At 67.4% G+C, this 17,295-nt stretch carries 13 protein-coding genes; 3 read left to right on the forward strand and 10 right to left on the reverse strand.

Features of this window, described 5'->3' with window-relative positions; translation table 11 throughout:
- Positions 1-4 precede the first annotated feature (4 nt).
- Together PX554_RS06685 and PX554_RS06690 are read left to right on the forward strand one after the other, a co-directional pair.
- Positions 5-1,009: a threonine aldolase family protein gene (locus PX554_RS06685; RefSeq protein ID WP_275500966.1), complete on the forward strand. Its 1,005-nt coding sequence runs from the start codon at positions 5-7 to the stop codon at positions 1,007-1,009.
- A gap of 66 nt (positions 1,010-1,075) precedes the next feature.
- Positions 1,076-1,987, forward strand: coding sequence for a DMT family transporter (locus PX554_RS06690; RefSeq protein WP_275500069.1), 912 nt, complete (start codon positions 1,076-1,078; stop codon positions 1,985-1,987).
- On the opposite strand, the gene PX554_RS06695 is transcribed toward PX554_RS06690, so the two are convergent.
- Complete coding sequence (locus PX554_RS06695) at positions 1,897-2,724, reverse strand: Rossmann-fold NAD(P)-binding domain-containing protein (RefSeq protein ID WP_275500071.1); 828 nt, start codon at positions 2,722-2,724, stop codon at positions 1,897-1,899. The two genes, PX554_RS06690 and PX554_RS06695, sit on opposite strands and share 91 nt — an antisense overlap.
- A 3-nt stretch (positions 2,725-2,727) precedes the next feature.
- Positions 2,728-4,365 (reverse strand): M28 family metallopeptidase, encoded by a 1,638-nt coding sequence (locus tag PX554_RS06700; RefSeq protein WP_275500073.1) that lies wholly within the window; start codon positions 4,363-4,365, stop codon positions 2,728-2,730.
- Between the two features lie 87 nt (positions 4,366-4,452).
- Between PX554_RS06700 and pepN the strand changes: the two genes are divergently transcribed.
- On the forward strand, positions 4,453-7,050 hold the full coding sequence (gene pepN, locus PX554_RS06705; protein ID WP_275500075.1) for an aminopeptidase N: 2,598 nt from the start codon (positions 4,453-4,455) through the stop codon (positions 7,048-7,050).
- A gap of 164 nt (positions 7,051-7,214) precedes the next feature.
- Here the strand turns inward: pepN and PX554_RS06710 are convergent, their stop codons facing one another.
- The 8 genes from PX554_RS06710 to PX554_RS06745 form a co-directional block, all read right to left on the reverse strand.
- Positions 7,215-7,586, reverse strand: coding sequence for a tRNA-binding protein (locus tag PX554_RS06710; RefSeq protein ID WP_093223342.1), 372 nt, complete (start codon positions 7,584-7,586; stop codon positions 7,215-7,217).
- A 15-nt stretch (positions 7,587-7,601) separates the two neighbouring features.
- Positions 7,602-8,273 (reverse strand): glutathione S-transferase family protein, encoded by a 672-nt coding sequence (locus tag PX554_RS06715; RefSeq protein ID WP_093223341.1) that lies wholly within the window; start codon positions 8,271-8,273, stop codon positions 7,602-7,604.
- Between the two features lie 40 nt (positions 8,274-8,313).
- Positions 8,314-8,766 (reverse strand): hypothetical protein, encoded by a 453-nt coding sequence (locus PX554_RS06720; RefSeq protein WP_143023341.1) that lies wholly within the window; start codon positions 8,764-8,766, stop codon positions 8,314-8,316.
- Entirely contained in the window at positions 8,763-9,056 is a 294-nt protein-coding gene (locus tag PX554_RS06725) for a hypothetical protein (protein WP_093223338.1), read from the reverse strand. Before PX554_RS06725 ends, PX554_RS06720 begins: the two co-directional genes overlap by 4 nt.
- Before the next feature lie 63 nt (positions 9,057-9,119).
- Positions 9,120-13,634 (reverse strand): glutamate synthase large subunit, encoded by a 4,515-nt coding sequence (gene gltB / locus PX554_RS06730; protein ID WP_275500080.1) that lies wholly within the window; start codon positions 13,632-13,634, stop codon positions 9,120-9,122.
- A 227-nt stretch (positions 13,635-13,861) separates the two neighbouring features.
- Entirely contained in the window at positions 13,862-15,304 is a 1,443-nt protein-coding gene (locus PX554_RS06735) for an NAD(P)-dependent oxidoreductase (RefSeq protein ID WP_275500082.1), read from the reverse strand.
- Between the two features lie 162 nt (positions 15,305-15,466).
- Entirely contained in the window at positions 15,467-16,276 is an 810-nt protein-coding gene (locus PX554_RS06740; protein ID WP_275500084.1) for an undecaprenyl-diphosphate phosphatase, read from the reverse strand.
- 65 nt (positions 16,277-16,341) lie between these two features.
- The gene (locus PX554_RS06745; protein WP_275500086.1) at positions 16,342-17,277 is read right to left on the reverse strand and encodes a complex I NDUFA9 subunit family protein; all 936 of its coding nucleotides are present in this window, start codon (positions 17,275-17,277) and stop codon (positions 16,342-16,344) included.
- Positions 17,278-17,295: the final 18 nt, after the last annotated feature.

Genomic DNA, 17,295 nt, shown 5'->3' on the forward strand with positions numbered 1-17,295 from the left:
GACCATGCGCTTCTTCTCCGACAATGCCGCCCCGGTCCATCCCGCCGTGTTTGCCGCGATGGCGGCGCACGACACGCTCGACACCGCCTATGACGGCGACGCGCTGAGCCGCAGCCTCGACGCGCGCTTTTCCGATCTGTTCGAGACCGAGGTGCGCGCGCTGTGGGTGCCATCGGGCACGGCGGCCAACTGCCTCGCGCTGGCGGCACTATGTCCGCCGTTCGGCGGCGTGGTCTGCCACCGCGACTCGCATATCCAAAATGACGAATGCGGCGCGCCCGAATTCTACACGCATGGCGCCAAGCTGATGATCGGCGAGGGCGACGGCGCCAAGCTGACCCCGGACAGCATCCGCGGGGTGATCGACATCATCGCCGACGACGTTCACCGCGTCCAGCCGCACGCCATCTCGATCACCAACGCGACCGAATATGGCATGGTCTATACGCCGGCCGAGGTCGCCGCGATCGGCGAGCTCGCCCGCGCGCGCGGGCTCGGGTTGCACATGGATGGCGCGCGCTTCGCCAATGCGGTCGCGCATCTCGGCTGTTCGCCGGCGGATCTGACGTGGCGCGCGGGGGTGGATGCGCTGAGCTTCGGCTTCATCAAGAACGGCGGGATGACCGCCGAGGCGCTGATCTTCTTCAAGCCCGGCCTCGCCGCCGACACGCTGCGCCGCCGCAAGCGCGCCGGGCTGCTGCTGTCGAAGGGGCGCTATCTCGCCGCGCAGATCGTCGCGCTGCTCGAGGACGACCGGTGGATCGCCAACGGCGCCGCCGCCAACGCCGCCGCGCGGCTGCTCGCCGATGCGGGCGGCGCGCGGCTGGTCTATCCGGTCGAGGCGAACGAAGTGTTTCTCCGCGTCACGCCCGAGGAAGCGGCCGGACTGCGCGCGCTCGGCTTCGACTTCTATGATTGGGCGCCGGGCGAGATCCGGCTGGTGACTTCGTGGAACCACGGCGCGGAACAGGTGCGTCCGCTCGCGGAGGCGATCGCCGCGCTTCCATAAAGACGCCTTGTGACGCGATAAGCAGATCGGGCTTGCCGGCACCGGCATCCGCGATACTGCCGGCTTATGACATCCGCCCCGCCAGCCGCCCGCGTGTCCGTGCTGATCCCGTTCGCGATCGTCACGCTGATCTGGGGATCGACCTGGCTGGTTATTCGCGGCCAATTGGGTGTGGTTCCGCCGGGCTGGTCGGTCTGCTACCGCTTCACGATCGCGGGGCTGACGATGCTGGCCTATACGCTCGCGCGCGGGGAGCCGATCCGGCTCAATGCGCGCGGCTGGGGGTTCGCCGCGGTGCTGGGGCTGTTCCAGTTCTGCCTCAACTTCAACTTCATCTACCATGCCGAGCAACACGCCACCTCGGGGCTGGTCGCGGTGGTGTTCGCGCTGCTGCTGCTGCCCAACGCGCTGTTCGGGCGACTCCTGCTCGGGCACCGGCTCGGGCGGCAATTGCTGCTCGGATCGGAGGTGGCGATCGGCGGGATCGCCTTGCTGTTCCTCCACGAAGCGCAGGTCGATCCGCACGGGCCGATGCAGGCGCTGACGGGGATCGCGCTGACGCTGGGCGGCACGCTCGCCGCCTCGGTCGGCAACGTGATGCAGGGCACGCGATCGGCCAAGCGCTATCCGATGCTGCCGATGGTCGCCGCGTCGATGCTGCTCGGCGCGGTCATCAACGGCGCGCTCGCCTGGGCGACCTACGGGCCGCCGGTGATCACGCCGACCCCGGCCTATCTGGCGGCAACGCTGTATCTCGGCATGGTCGCATCGGCGCTCGCCTTCCCGCTCTATTACGGCGTGATCCGCGCGATCGGGCCAGCCAAGGCGGCCTATTCGAGCGTGCTGGTGCCGGTGATCGCGATGACGCTATCGACGCTGTTCGAAAGCTATCGCTGGTCGACGCTGTCGATGGTGGGCGGCGCGCTGGTGATCGTCGGACTGCTGATCGCGCTGACCGAGCGCAAGCCGGCGCGGTAATCGGGGTAGCGCGGGCGCCAGCCGAGCAGCCGCTTCGCCTTGGTGGTCGCGATCCGCCGGTTCTCCGCATAGAAGCCGCGCGCCATCGGCGAGAGGCGCTCGAGCGGGGCCAGCGGTGGTAGCGGCAGTCCGAGCAAGCGCGCGGCGAAGCCAACGACGTCGTCGTGGCTCGCCGGACGATCGTCGGCGAGGTTGTAGGCCCCCGGCGGCGCATCGAACCCCGCGATCACGCCGGTGACGATATCATCGACATGCACGCGGCTGAACACCTGGCCGGCGAGGCCGGTGCGGTGCGCGGTGCCGGCGGCGACGCGGTCCAACGCCGAGCGGCCGGGGCCGTAGATTCCCGGCAAGCGGAACACCCGCGCGCCGCGCGCCAGCCACGCCGCATCCGCCTCGCTGCGGGCGACACGCCGGCCTGTCCCGGTGGGCGCGGTCTCGTCGACCCATGCGCCGGCGGCGTCGCCGTAAACACCGGTGGACGACAGGTAGCCCAGCCACGCGGCGCTTCGGGCCAGCACGTCACCATGCCGCTCCAGCACCGGATCACGCTCGTCCGCCGGCGGCACCGAGGATAGGATGTGCGTCGCGGCCGCCAGCGCGCGGCGCACCGCATCGGCATCGTCGAAATTGACCGCACCGCCGCGCCCGGTCCCGGCGACATGCCACCCCGCGTCGCGCAGGCGCCGTGCGAGTGCCTGCGCCGTGTAGCCGAGCCCGAAGACGAACAGCCGCACGCGCTATTTCGCGCCCGGGCCGTCGTAGAGCAGCCCGAAGAAATCGCCCTTGGTCCAGCGTGGCCGCTCGGGCGCGTCGGCGATCGCGCGGGTGATGGCCGTATTGGCCGCGACGAAACGCAACCCCTGCGCCCAGTCGATCGGTTGCGAGAGGTCGTCGGAGGGCTGGTGATACCGGTGTTTCATGAAGTCCTCGAACGCCGCCTTGCCCGGCCCCGCCTGGCCCGGCCACAGGAATACCGATGGGATGCCCTGCTGGACGAACCGGTAATGGTCGGACCGCACGAAGAACCCCTCCCCCGGATCGGGATCGGTCGACATGGTGACGCCGAGCGCCGCCACCGCCTGCGCCACGATCGGCCCGAGCGTCGAGCGATCCGCGCCGAACACCGTCATGTCCTGGAACGGATAGGACAGGATCGGCATGTCGAAATTCACGTCGGCGACGATCCGCGACGCGGGCACCGGCGGGTGGCGCGCGAAGAAGTCGGAACCGACCAGCCCTTCCTCTTCGGCCGTCGTCGCGAGGAACAGGATCGAACGCCGCGTCGGCATGTCGCTGTTGCGGAAGCGCTTCGCCGCCTCGATCAGCGCGGCGATGCCGACCGCATTGTCCTGCGCGCCGTTGTAGATCGCATCACCGTTGACCGGCAGGCCCACGCCGAGATGATCGAGATGCGCCGACAGCACCACCACCTCGCGCGACAGCGACGGGTCGGTGCCCGGCAGCAGCCCGCCGACATTGTAGCTTTCGAGCGGCTCGGACAGCGTCTTGAGCGCCGCCGTCAGGATCACGGGGAGTTGCTCGGCCTTGAACGTCGCGGTCGGATCGTCGGCACGCGGCGCGATCTTGTCCCACGGCGTGCGCGCGTGCGCGAACAGCTTGGCCGCGCCGGCGCCGCTGACGGTCGCGATGAGCGGCACGCCGGCGATCTGCCCGGTGCCGTCCGGGTAGGCCCAGGTCATGCGCGCGCGGTCCCACCGCGCCTCGCTGACGCTGCCGGGTTCGATCATGATCGCCCCGACCGCACCGCGATCGGCGGCGATCGCGGTGCGGCTCGCCGGGCTGGCGAAATGCGCGCGCTCCTCGCTCTGGAAGTTCGCCGGCGTCTCCGCGAGGAAGGCGACGATCTTGCCGCGCACATCGACGCCGGCATAATCGTTGCGCTTGTATTTGGGTGCGACGATGCCCTGGCCGACGAACACGACCGGGGCGTCGAGCGCGAACACCGGCTTGCCGGGCACCGCGCCGGGCACGAAGTCCTTGCCGAACAGCAACGGCACCGGCGCGCCGCCCTTCGCCGTCACCACCAGATCGCCGTGATCGGCAGGTTGGTACCGCAGCAGCGGCACGCTCTGGAGATACCCCCCCTTGTCCCCCGCTGGCCGCAGCCCGGCGGCGAAGAAGCGCGCGGCGACATATTCGGCGGCGATCCGATACTCGGGGGTGCCCGCCTCGCGCCCGCGCAGCGCGTCGGAGGCGAGAAACATAACATGCGCCTTCATCGCCGCCTGATCGTCGGGAAGCTGGACCGGGGACGGCGCGACGGCCTGCGGGGCGTTGTCAGCCCGCGCCACGCCCGCCGCGACGAGCGCCAGCGCCACCCCCGCCATCCATCTGCCCGCCACGCCGATACCCATGTCACGCGCGGTATCACGCCCGCAGACCCGCGCAAAGGGCGGCGATTTGTGTGGCACGGCGCGATACGCCCCCTTACATCGCTTGGCATGCTCGATATTCAGACCGCCACCGCCCAGCCGCATGTCACCCGCCGCGCCGACTACACGCCGCCCGAGTGGCGCGTGCCGGACATCGCGCTCGATTTCGACCTTGCGCCCGAGGCGACGCGCGTGCGCGCGACGCTCTCGGTCGAGCGCGATGCCGGATCGGGTCCGCTGCGGCTCGACGGCGCCGGCCAAGCCTTGCTGTCGGTGAGGGTGGATGGGGTCGCGGTCAACGACTGGATGCTGGAAAACGACACTCTCGTCCTCCCGCTCACCGGAGACGCGCATGTGGTCGAAACCGAAGTCGAGATCGCGCCCGACCGCAACACGCAATTGATGGGGCTGTACGCCTCGGGCGGCATCCTGTGCACGCAATGCGAGGCGGAGGGCTTTCGCCGCATCACCTATTTCCCCGACCGGCCCGACGTGCTGAGCCGCTACAGCGTGCGGATGACGGCGGACAAGGCGCGGTACCCGGTGCTGCTCGCCAATGGCGATCCGGTCGCACAGGGCGATCTCGAAGGCGGGCGGCACTGGGCCGAGTGGAACGATCCGTTCCCCAAGCCTTGCTATTTGTTCGCGCTGGTGGCCGGCGATCTCGCCTGCAATTCGGGCACCTTCGTCACGCAATCGGGCCGCACCGTCCAGCTCGGCATCTGGGTGCGCGCCGCCGATCTCCCCAAGACGCACCATGCGCTGGAGGCGCTCAAGACCTCGATGGCGTGGGACGAGCGCGTCTATGGCCGCGAGTACGACCTCGACGTGTTCAACATCGTCGCGGTCGATGATTTCAACTTCGGCGCGATGGAGAACAAGGGGCTCAACGTCTTCAACAGCCGCTACATCCTCGCCGACCCCGACACCGCGACCGATTACGATTTCGACGCGATCGCCGCCGTGGTCGCGCACGAATATTTCCACAATTGGTCGGGCAATCGGGTGACCTGCCGCGACTGGTTCCAGCTCAGCCTGAAGGAAGGCTTCACCGTTTATCGCGACCAGGGCTTTTCGGCGGATCAAGGCTCGGCTGCGGTCAAGCGGATCGAGGATGTGCGGGGGCTTCGCGCCGCGCAATTCCCCGAGGACGCCGGCCCGCTCGCGCACCCGATCCGGCCCGACGAATATCAGGAAATCTCCAACTTCTACACCGCGACGATCTACAACAAGGGCGCGGAAGTCATCCGCATGCTCGCGACGATCCTCGGGGAACGGGCGTTCCGCGCGGGCACCGACCTGTATTTCGAGCGGTTCGACGGAACGGCGGCGACCTGCGAGGACTTCGTCGCCTCGCTTGAGGAGGCGAGCGGGATCGACCTGACCCGCTTCCGCCGCTGGTATGCGCAGGCCGGCACCCCGCGCGTGAAGGCGGCGCTGGCGCATGATGTCGGCGGCGGCCGCGCGACACTGACGCTGAGCCAGACGGTGCCGCCCACGCCCGGCCAGCCGACCAAGGCGCCGATGGTGTTGCCGCTCCGGCTGAAGCTGTTCGGGGCCGACACCGCGCGCGCGCTCAGCGACGAGCGATTGCTGCTGCTGGAGGACGACACCGCCGAGATCGTGTTCGAGACCGTCACCGAGCGGCCGGTGCTGTCGATCAACCGCGGCTTCTCCGCCCCCGTCATCATCGAGACCGATCGCAGCGCGGCCGACCTCGCCTTCCTGTCGGCGCACGATGACGACCCGTTCGCGCGCTACGAGGCGATGCAACAGCTCATGCTCGACACGCTCGTCGCGGCCGCGGGCGGTATGCGCGGCGATCAGGCGGCGGTGATCGCCGCGATCGAGACCACGCTCGACAATGCCGCGCTCGACCCCGCCTTCGTCGCCGAGGCGGTGTTGCTGCCGTCGGAAAGCTTCATCGGCGATCAGATGGCGGTGGTCGACCCCGAGGCGATCTTCGGCGCGCGCGAGGCGCTGCGCCGCGAGATCGGCCGCGCGCTGGAGCCGAAATGGCGCGCTGCCTATGCGGAAGCCACGGCGGAGGGCGGCTATGTCTATTCGCCGGCGGCGAAGGGGCTGCGGCGGATCAAGACGGTCGCGCTCGGCTATATCGCCGCGAGCGGCGCGACGGACGCGGGGGCGCTCGCCTTCGCGCAGTTCGAGGCGGCCGACAATATGACCGACCGACAGGGCGCGCTCACCACGCTCGTCAGCAGCGATGCGCCCGAGCGGGTCGCGGCGCTCGACATTTTCTACAACCGCTACAGCGACAATCCGCTGGTGCTCGACAAATGGTTCCAGACGCAGGCACTGGCGCAGCGCGACGACACGCTCGCGGCGGTCGAAGCGTTGGCCGGACACCGCGACTTCACGCTCGCCAACCCCAATCGCGCGCGGTCGCTGGTGGGGGCGTTCAGCGTCAACCAGCGCGCGTTCAACGCCGCGTCGGGCGACGGCTACCGCTTCGTCGCCGATCAATTGATCGCGCTCGACAAACTGAACCCGCAGACCGCCGCCAAGCTGCTGCCGCCGCTCGGCCGGTGGCGGCGCTACGATGCCGGCCGCGCGGCGCTGATGCGGGCGGAGCTGGAGCGTATTCTCGCCACGCCGGGCTTGTCGAAGGACATGTTTGAGCAGGCATCGAAGAGCCTCGCGCAATAGGGGCGCAGGCACTTCGCGCGAAGCGCCCGATCAAACTCTGCGCCTCCGCGCCTCCGCGTGAACACAAGAAGATTTCACGCGGAGGCGCGGAGGCGCGACGAGGGCGTATAGGAAGGCCGCGTCACGAACGTCACGAGAGGACCGTAGCGGCGCCTCTGCGCGAATTAAAACAGCCGTCCGCCGTTGGGCACGCCCGCGCTCGGCGTGACCAGCACCACTTTCCCCTCCGCATCGGGAAAGCCCAGCGTCAGCACTTCGGACATGACCTTGCCGATCTGACGCGGCGGGAAGTTGACGACCGCGGCGACCTGCTGGCCGGGGAGATCGGCCAGCGTGTAATGTTCGGTGATCTGCGCGGAAGATTTTTTAAGGCCGATCACTGGCCCGAAATCGATCACCAGTTTGAAGGCCGGCTTGCGCGCCTCGGGGAAGGGCAGCGCCTCGACGATGGTGCCGACGCGGATATCGACCTTGAGGAAATCGTCGAAGCCGATGACCGGTGATGCCCCGGCGGCGAGATCATGGGTTACGTGCATGGCGCGCTCGCCCTTCTAGAAATCCGGATCGTCGTAATGCGAGGTCGGCTGGATGCCGTCCATCCGCTCGGACAGAAGCGGGCGGAAGCTCGGGCGGCTCTTCAATCCGCGATACCAGCGCGCGGTCTGCTCATGGTTCTTCCAGTCGATCCCGCCGAGATAATCGACCACCGAGATATGCGCCGCCGCCGCGAGATCGGCGAGCGTCATCGTCGATCCCGCCATCCAGTTGTTATGGTCGAGCAGGTAATCGGTATAGTCGAGATGCCGCACCGCCGCGCGCATCGCCTCGCGCAATACCTTCGAATCGGGCGCGGCGCGCGTGACGAGCCGCTTCTCCATCCGCTCATGCAGCAGCGGCGCCGTCACGTCGGCGAAGAATTGCGCATCGAACCACGCGACCTGCCGGCGAATCTCGGCGCGATACGCGGCCGAGCCGGAGATCATCGCGCTCTTGTCGATCGTCTCCTCGAAATATTCGCAGATCGCCATCGAATCGATCAGCAGCAGATTTCGCGTCTGGTCGGTCATCACCGGCACCTGGCCGGCGGGGTTCATGTCGATGAATTCGTCACGCCGGGCCCATGGCGCTTCGCGCACCAGTTCGTAACCGACGCCCTTCTCGCCCAGCAACAGACGGACCTTGCGCGAGAACGGACAGAGCGGAAATTGGTAGAGTTGCCACATGGCGCCGGTGTAGCCGCGCGCTCGCCGGGCGCAAGACCGGTTATTCCCCGGCGCGTTGCGGCGGATCCTCGTCCGGCAAAGTCGCCGGTTCGGGATCGGGCGGGCGCGTGGAGGTCTCGCGGCCAAGCAGATATCCGACGATCGTGCCGAGCAGCCCCAGCGGCGCGGCGATCTGCTTGTCGTCATAGCCGGCGACGACGAGGAAGGTCGCCATCGTGATGATCATGATCGTGCCGAAGAAGCGCAGCCGCCCTTCGACCGAGGTTTCCTTAGGGGCCGTGAACGCCGCCAAAGCGATCACCACGACGCCGAACAGCAGCACCGCGCTGCTGATCGTCATCGCGTTCTGGGTGTTCCACCAGACCTTGGGCGGGGCCTGAGTGTGGCCGGACGTCGCCGTCACGGCCGCCGCCTCGAGCGCATTGGTGGCGTTATCGACGCTCGCCTGCAGCGCTACTATGTCCGGATCGGCAGGGTCAGCCCCGGCGTTCACCGGCATTTCCGCTTCGCGGCGGCCAGCTTGGATTTCAGCGCGGCGATCAGCGCCTTCTGGTTGTCGATCAACACGCCTTGCCGCGCGATCGTGCGCTGAAGGGCGTCCCGCTCCGCATCGCCCGCCGTGACGGGAACGGGCGGATCCGCTTCGACCGGCGCGGCGCCGGCCGCAGACGCCGAGGCTTGCGAGTCGCTCTGGGGATAAGCCGGCGCCGATTGCGCCGCAACGCCGTTGCCGGCAAACAATAGAGCCAGAGACATGGCAAGCAACACGAAGAGCCAGCGCATGAAATCATCCCCCAGAGATGATGAAGGGAGGATGATCTCATGCGATCTGCCGGTCAATGACTTTTATTCGGCTGCTTCCAGGGCCTCCCGGTCATCGAGCGGATGGCTGAGGCGCGACAGCATCTCCTTGGGCACGACCTGCCAGAAGTGCTCGATCACCCGCCCCCAATCGTCGAGCAAAGCGCCCGACCATTTGCTGTCGGTCGCGGCGTGGTGCGCCCGCACGTGGCTCAGCAAAATCGATTCCCAATGCGAGGAGGACAGGCGGTTCCAGGTGATGTTTTCCGGGTTGGCGCGGCGCGCGAAGCTTGCATCGGGATCATAGACGAACGCCATGCCGCCGGTCATGCCGGCACCGAAATTGGCACCCACCGGCCCGAGCACGACCGCCATGCCGCCGGTCATATATTCGCAGCCGTTCGCGCCGCAGCCTTCCACCACCACGGTGGCGCCCGAATTGCGCACCGCGAAGCGCTCGCCCGCCTGACCCGCCGCGTAGAGCTTGCCGGAGGTCGCGCCGTACAGAACGGTGTTGCCGATGATCGTGTTCTCGTTCGATTTGAGCGGCGAGGACACGACCGGGCGCAGCGCGATGATCCCGCCCGACAACCCCTTGCCGACATAATCATTGGCGTCGCCGAACACTTCGAGCGTGATGCCCTTGCACAAGAAGGCACCAAGGCTCTGCCCCGCCGATCCGCGCAGCCGGATATGAACGTGCCCGTCCGCGAGCGCGTCCATGCCATAGGCGCGGGTGATCTCGCTCGACAGCCTCGTGCCGACCGCGCGGTGCGTGTTGCGCACCGAATAGGTGAGTTGCATCTTCTCGCGGCGCGAGAAGACCGCGCCGGCATCCTTGATGATCTGCGCGTCGAGGCTGTCGGGCACCTCGTTGCGGAAGGTGTTGAGGCTGAAACGCCGCTCATAGTCCGACGCATCGACCTTGGCGAGAATCGGGTTGAGATCGAGGTCGTCGAGATGTTCGGCACCACGGCTGACCTGGCGGAGCAGCTCGGTGCGGCCGATCACCTCGTCGAGGCTCTTGACGCCGAGCCGGGCGAGGATGTCGCGCACCTCCTCGGCGATGAAGGTCATCAGGTTGATGACCTTCTCGGGCGTGCCGGTGAACTTGGCGCGCAGCCGCTCGTCCTGAACGCAGACGCCGACCGGGCAGGTGTTCGAATGGCATTGCCGCACCATGATGCAGCCCATCGCCACCAGCGACAGCGTGCCGATGCCGAACTCCTCCGCGCCGAGGATCGCGGCGATGACGATGTCGCGCCCGGTCTTGAGCCCGCCGTCGGCGCGCAGCTTGATGCGGCCGCGCAAGCCGTTGAGCGTGAGCGTCTGGTTGACCTCGCTGAGCCCCATCTCCCACGGCGTACCGGCATATTTGATGCTGGTCTGCGGGGAGGCGCCGGTGCCGCCGACATGCCCCGAAACGAGGATGACGTCGGCATGCGCCTTGGCGACGCCCGCCGCTACGGTGCCGATGCCCGCCGAGGAGACGAGCTTCACGCACACCCGCGCGATCGGGTTGATCTGCTTTAGATCGTAGATGAGCTGCGCGAGATCCTCGATCGAATAGATGTCATGGTGCGGCGGCGGCGAGATCAGCATCACGCCCGGCGTCGCATGGCGCAGCTTGGCGATGAACTCGGTCACCTTGAAGCCGGGCAACTGCCCGCCCTCACCGGGTTTCGCACCTTGCGCGACCTTGATCTCGATCTCGTCGCAGGCGTTGAGATATTCGGCGGTCACGCCGAACCGGCCCGAGGCGATCTGCTTGACGCCGGAATTGGCGTTGTCGCCGTTCGCATAGGGCGTGTAGCGCGACTTGTCCTCGCCGCCCTCGCCCGACACCGCCTTGGCGCCAATCCGGTTCATCGCGATCGCCAGCGTCTCGTGCGCCTCGGGGCTGAGCGCGCCGAGCGACATGCCCGGCGTGACGAAGCGCTTGCGGATCTCGGTGATCGCCTCGACCTGATCGACCGGAACGCCCTCGTCCGGGTAGTTGAACTGGAGCAGATCGCGCAGATAGACCGGCGGCAGCGCCTCGACCCCACGCGAGAATTGCAGATAGGTCGAATAGCTGTCTGACCCGACCGCCGATTGCAGCAGGTGCATCAACTGCGCCGAATAGGCGTGCGTCTCGCCGGTGTGGCGCTGGCGGTAGAAGCCGCCGATCGGCAGCGTGACGACCGCGCTATCGAACGCGGCCTCATGCCGCAGCTTCGCATTGAGATGGAGCGACGCATAGCCTTCGCCCGAGATCTTCGCAGGCATGCCGGGGAAGAAATCGTTGACGAGGCTGCGCGACAGTCCAACCGCCTCGAAATTATAGCCGCCGCGATAGCTGGAGATCACCGCGATCCCCATCTTCGACATGATCTTGAGCAGCCCCTCGTTGATCGCATGGACGTGGTTGGCGAGGCAGTCGGCGAGCGTGAGATCGCCGAACAGCCCGCGTTCGAACCGGTCGACGATCGCCGCTTCGGCGAGATAGGCATGCACCGTGGTCGCGCCGACGCCGATCAGCACCGCGTAATAATGCGTGTCGAGGCATTCGGCGGTCTGGATGTTGATGCTCGCATAGGAGCGCAGACCGCGCCGGACCAGATGCGTATGCACCGCCGCCGCCGCCAGCACGCCCGCGATGCCGACGCGATCGGGTCCGATGTTGCGGTCGCTGAGGAACAGTTCGCTCTTGCCCTCGCGCACCGCCTGTTCGGCCTCGGCACGAATGCGGGTGATCGCCGCGCGCAGCGTCTCGGGGCCGCCGCCGGTCGCGAAGGTGCAGTCGATTTCGGCCGCCTGCGCGCCGAAATGCGCCTTCAGCCGCGCCCAGTCCTCCCCGGTCAGCACCGGCGATTCGAGCACGAGCACGCCGTCCCGACGATCCTCGGTGTCGAGGATGTTGGCGAGATTGCCGAACCGCGTCTTGAGCGACATGACGTGGCGCTCGCGCAACGGATCGATCGGCGGGTTGGTGACCTGGCTGAAATTCTGCCGGAAGAACTGGCTGATGAGACGTGGCTTGTCCGAAATGACCGCAAGCGGCGTATCGTCGCCCATCGAGCCGATCGCTTCCTTGCCGCCCTCGACCATCGGCGACAGGATCAGTTCCATATCCTCGAGCGTCTGCCCGGCGGCTACTTGCCGGCGGGTGAGGTCGGCGCGATCGAACCGCGTCGTCGCCTCGGGCGGGGCGGGCGGCAGATCGGCGACCGCAATGAAATTGCCGATCATCGCGCCATAATCGGCCTCGCTTGCGATCTGGTCCTTGATCGCGTGATCGGTGAACACCTTGCCTTCATCGAGATCGACCGCGATCATCTGGCCCGGCCCCATCCGGCCCTTCTCGACCACGGTCGATTCGGGCACGACCACCATGCCGCTCTCCGACCCGACGATCAGCAGACCGTCCGAGGTGCGCGTGTAGCGCAAGGGGCGCAGCGCGTTGCGGTCGACGCCGGCCACCGCCCAGCGGCCGTCGGTCATCGCCAGCGCGGCCGGGCCGTCCCACGGCTCCATCACGCTCGCGAAATATTTGTACATGTCGAGATGCGCGCGCGGCATCTCGCCCTTCGGCCCCCACGCCTCCGGCACCAGCATCAGCTTGGCGGTCGGCGCGTCGCGGCCCGAGCGCACGATCGCCTCGAAGGTCGCGTCGAGCGCGGCGGTGTCGGAGGCGCCGGCCGGGATCACCGGCTTGATGTCCTCCGAATGCTCGCCGAACGCGTTGGCGGCCATCTTGATCTCGTGGCTCTTCATCCAGTTCTTGTTGCCGCGGATCGTGTTGATCTCGCCGTTATGCGCCAGACACCGGAACGGCTGCGCCAGCCACCATTGCGGGAAGGTGTTGGTCGAATACCGCTGGTGGAAGATCGCGACGCGGCTCTCGAAGCGCTGGTCGGTCAGATCGGGGTAGAACACCGACAGGCTTTCGGCGAGGAACAGCCCCTTGTAGATGATCGAGCGGCACGACAGCGAGCAGATGTAGAAGCCGTTGATCTGCGCTTCGATCACGCGCTTCTCGATCCGCCGGCGGACGAGATACAGATCCTTCTCGAAATCGGCGGCGCTCTGCGCATCGGGCATCGGCCCGGCGATCATGATCTGCTCGATCTCGGGGCGCGTTGCCTGCGCCTTGACGCCGATCACCGAGACATCGACCGGCACCTGCCGCCAGCCGTAGATCGTATAGCCCTGCTCGATGATCGCGCTCTCGACGATCGTGCGGCACGCCTCCTGCGCGCCGAGATCGGTGCGCGGCAGGAAGATCATGCCGACGCCGAGCCGGTTGGGGCGCATCCGGTGCCCCGAAGCCGTCACGGCATCGTCGAAGAACTTGGCGGGCAGATCGACGTGCAGCCCGGCACCGTCGCCGGTCTTGCCATCGGCATCGACCGCACCGCGATGCCACACCGCCTTGAGGGCATCGATCGCGGACTGGACGACCCGACGCGACGGCTTGCCGTCGGTCGCCGCGACGAGACCGACGCCGCAGGCGTCGCCCTCGAACTCGGGACGGTACATGCCGTGTTCGGCGAGATAGGTGCGCTGGTCCTGGATCATGGCAAAAGTCCTTGAGCCGTAAGATGTCCCTCGGCCGCCTTCAGAATCGCGTGGAGCCGCGACATGCCGCTCCAGCTCTGACCTGCCCGGGTCACGTGTTCGTTTTCTTCGATCGGGTACTCACTCGCGATCCGGTCGCGCGGATCGCCGGGGGCGATCGCCGTCCGGTTCGCACCATCACAGCGCACGACCGCGTCCGATCGCGTCGGCGGCGCGCTGCTTCCGCGTCACGCCGCTTGCCTTCCCGCGCCCGCCTTCGCCTTGAGGTACGCGTGCATCGTCGCCGCGACATCGCGGCCGTCGCGGATCGCCCACACCACGAGGCTGGCGCCGCGCACGATGTCGCCCGCCGCGAACACGCCGTCGAGCGAGGTCATCAGCGTCTTGTTGTCGACCAACACGGTGCCCCAGCGCGTCACGCCGAGTTCGGGCGAGCCGAACAGGCCCGGCAAATCCTCGGGATCGAACCCCAACGCCTTGATTACGAGATCGGCGGGCACATCGAAGCCCCCGGCGGGATCGATCTCGGGCGCGCGCCGGCCGCTCGCGTCGGGTTGGCCAAGGCGCATGCGGCTCGCCGTCACGCCGGTCACACGCTCGCCGGCCCGGAAGGCTTCGGGGGCGGACAGCCAGACGAACTCGACGCCCTCCTCCTCGGCGTTCGCCACCTCGCGCTGCGAACCGGGCATGTTGGCGCGGTCGCGCCGGTAGAGACACTTCACGCTCGCCGCGCCTTGGCGGATCGCGGTGCGGACGCAGTCCATCGCGGTATCGCCGCCCCCGATCACGACGACATGCTTGCCCTCGGCATCGAGGCTGCCGTCGTCGAACGCCGGCACCGCATCGCCGAAGCTCTTGCGGTTGGAAGCGGTCAGATAGTCGAGCGCATCGACGATCCCGTCGCTGGCGACGCCGGGCGCCTTGATCGCACGCGGCTTGTAGACGCCGGTGGCAATCAGCACCGCATCGTGGCGCTCGCGCAGATCGTCGAGACTGGCATCGCGGCCGACTTCGAAATCATTGTGGAAGACGATGCCGCCCGCCGCCAGCCGCTCGACCCGCCGCGTGACGACGTACTTCTCCAGCTTGAAGCCGGGAATGCCGTAGGTCAGCAAGCCGCCCGAGCGATCGTAGCGATCATAGACATGCACGTCATAGCCGAACCCACGCAGATATTCGGCCGCGCTCAGCCCCGCCGGACCGGCGCCGATCACCGCGACCGACTGGCCGCGCGCCAGCCCCGGCACGAGCGGCTCGACCCAGCCTTCCTCCCAGGCGGTGTCGGTGATGAACTTTTCGACCGAACCGATCGTGACCGCGCCGTGGCCGGAGAATTCGATCACGCAATTGCCTTCGCACAGCCGGTCCTGCGGACAGATGCGGCCGCAGATCTCCGGCATCGTCGAGGTGCTGTTCGATAGCTCGTACGCCTCGCGCAGCCGCCCTTCGGCGGTGAGACGCAGCCAGTCCGGGATGTGATTGTGGAGCGGGCAATGCACCGAACAATAAGGCACCCCGCATTGCGAGCAGCGCCCCGCCTGATCTTCGGCGGCCGGCGCGGAATACCGGTTCGCGATCTCGCGGAAATCCTCGGCGCGATCCGCTGCGTCGCGCTTCGCCGGGTAGCTCTGCGCCCGCTCGACAAATTTCAGGAGTTGATCGTTCGCCATCTTCGCCCGCCGTGGTTTGCGATGCGGTCTTTACATCTGAATATGACGCATGTCACGAACTTTTGCGCTAATAGGTAATCATATCTTACCTATTAGCGCACTCACATGAAATCGACGGTCGGTTCTGGAGATTTAGATCAACCTATTAGTTACGTATCGGACCTATTTCGATAGGAGCCAAACTAGAGCGGCAGCGCCGGCGACGATCCGGTACCACGCGAACGGCGAGAAGCCGCGCTTGGTGACGATGCCGACAAACCAGCGGACCACCAGCAACGCGACGATGAAGGCAACCACGAAGCCGATCGCGATCCCACCGAAGCCAACCCCGCCGCCCGCGGCGAGTTCATGCCGATTCTTGAACAACTCCAAAGCGGTAGCGCCCAGCATCGTCGGGATGGCGAGGAAGAAGCTGAACTCCGCCGCGGTGCGCCGCTCCACCCCGAGCGTGAGAGCGCCGAGGATCGTCGCGCCGGAGCGGCTGACGCCCGGAACCATCGCCAGGCACTGGATGAAGCCGATACCCACCACCTTGGGCAGCGGGATATCCGCGACACCCGCGATATCGCCTTCCTTCACCGTACGCTCGATGAACAGAATCGCGACACCGCCGACGATCAACGCGACGCAAACCGTTACCGGCGATCCGAGCAGCGCCTCGATATATTTGTGCAGAGCCAACCCGATCACCGCCGCGGGCATGAACGCGACGAGCAGGTTGCGGACGAATCGCACCGATACGGGATCAAGGCGCAACAACCCCGAGATCACCGCCCAGAACGTGCGCCAATACAGCACGACGATCGCCAGGATCGCGCCGAGCTGGATGACGATGTTGAACACTTCCCAATAGGCCGAATCATAGCCGAGCAGCGCCGAGGCGAGGATGAGGTGCCCGGTCGAGGACACGGGCAGAAACTCGGTCACGCCTTCGACAATGCCGAGCAGGATGATGGTCAATAGATCGGTCACAAAAGTCCCCCATAGCGCGCGGCGCTCCTGCGCCGCCGCGCGTCCACGCCACCGTGCTCCGCCGTTTAGGCGGCCGCGCGGGCGCCGAATCTCCCGTTGCGACGATAGCGGACCAGCCACGTCGGGGCGACAGCGGCGAGGGGGGTCGGGGCGATTTTAAGATCGGCGAAGCCGACCGCCGCGCTCCCCACGACGTTGTCGTGCTGGAGCATCTTCCATTGATCCTGCGTGATCGGGGCGCCGGGCAGCGCGCCGCCCGCCGCGATCAGCCCGCCGATCGCATCGGGCAATTCCAGGAACATCGGCTTGCGGCCGATCGCCTGAGCGATCCAGCGCAGCAGCGCGCCCATCGTCAGCACGTCCGGACCACCGAGTTCGAAGGTCTTGCCCGCGGCCAGTTCCGGGTCGGCGATCGCGGCGGCGACCGCGTCCGCCACGTCACCGACGAACACCGGCTGGAACCGCGTCTGCGCGCGCAGCACCGGCACCAGCGGCGCGCTCGCGATCATGCCCGCGAACCGGTTGAGGAACTGGTCCTCACGCCCGAACACGATCGAGGGACGCAGGATCGTCGCGTGGGGGAAGGCCGCGCGCACCGCCGCCTCGCCCTCGCCCTTGGTGCGGCCATAGGCCGACGGGCTCGCGGGATCGGCGCCGATCGCCGAGACATGGACGAGGGTCTCAACACCCGCCGCGCGCGCCGCCTCGGCGACCACGCGGGCGCCGGCGACATGCACGCGCGCGAAATCGCCCGAAAGGATGCCGACCAGGTTGACCACCGCGTCGCTGCCCGCGACCGCATGCGCCACCGTCTCGGGCTTGGTGACGTCGGCGCCGACGAACTGCGTTTGCCCCAGGCTGCCGAGCGACTTCAGGAACCAGGCCGCGCGCGGATCACGCTGCGCGATCCGAACCCGCGCGCCGCGCGCCATCAGCGCCTGCGCCACATAGCGGCCGAGAAAGCCGCCGCCGCCGATCACCGTCACTAGCGTGTTGTTCATGCCGTCCATTCCTCATGC

Origin of the sequence: Sphingomonas pollutisoli (genome assembly GCF_029167165.1) — a bacterium.
Taxonomy (GTDB): Bacteria; Pseudomonadota; Alphaproteobacteria; order Sphingomonadales; family Sphingomonadaceae; genus Sphingomonas; species Sphingomonas pollutisoli.

Excerpts from the sequence above, each read along its gene's own strand:
- gltB (WP_275500080.1), bottom strand. The coding sequence starts at position 13,634 with ATGATCCAGGACCAGCGCACCTATCTCGCCGAACACGGCATGTACCGT.
- PX554_RS06700 (WP_275500073.1), bottom strand. The coding sequence starts at position 4,365 with ATGGGTATCGGCGTGGCGGGCAGATGGATGGCGGGGGTGGCGCTGGCG.
- PX554_RS06685 (WP_275500966.1), top strand. The coding sequence starts at position 5 with ATGCGCTTCTTCTCCGACAATGCCGCCCCGGTCCATCCCGCCGTGTTT.
- pepN (WP_275500075.1), top strand. The coding sequence starts at position 4,453 with ATGCTCGATATTCAGACCGCCACCGCCCAGCCGCATGTCACCCGCCGC.
- PX554_RS06725 (WP_093223338.1), bottom strand. The coding sequence starts at position 9,056 with ATGCGCTGGCTCTTCGTGTTGCTTGCCATGTCTCTGGCTCTATTGTTT.
- PX554_RS06735 (WP_275500082.1), bottom strand. The coding sequence starts at position 15,304 with ATGGCGAACGATCAACTCCTGAAATTTGTCGAGCGGGCGCAGAGCTAC.
- PX554_RS06745 (WP_275500086.1), bottom strand. The coding sequence starts at position 17,277 with ATGAACAACACGCTAGTGACGGTGATCGGCGGCGGCGGCTTTCTCGGC.
- PX554_RS06715 (WP_093223341.1), bottom strand. The coding sequence starts at position 8,273 with ATGTGGCAACTCTACCAATTTCCGCTCTGTCCGTTCTCGCGCAAGGTC.
- PX554_RS06690 (WP_275500069.1), top strand. The coding sequence starts at position 1,076 with ATGACATCCGCCCCGCCAGCCGCCCGCGTGTCCGTGCTGATCCCGTTC.
- PX554_RS06710 (WP_093223342.1), bottom strand. The coding sequence starts at position 7,586 with ATGCACGTAACCCATGATCTCGCCGCCGGGGCATCACCGGTCATCGGC.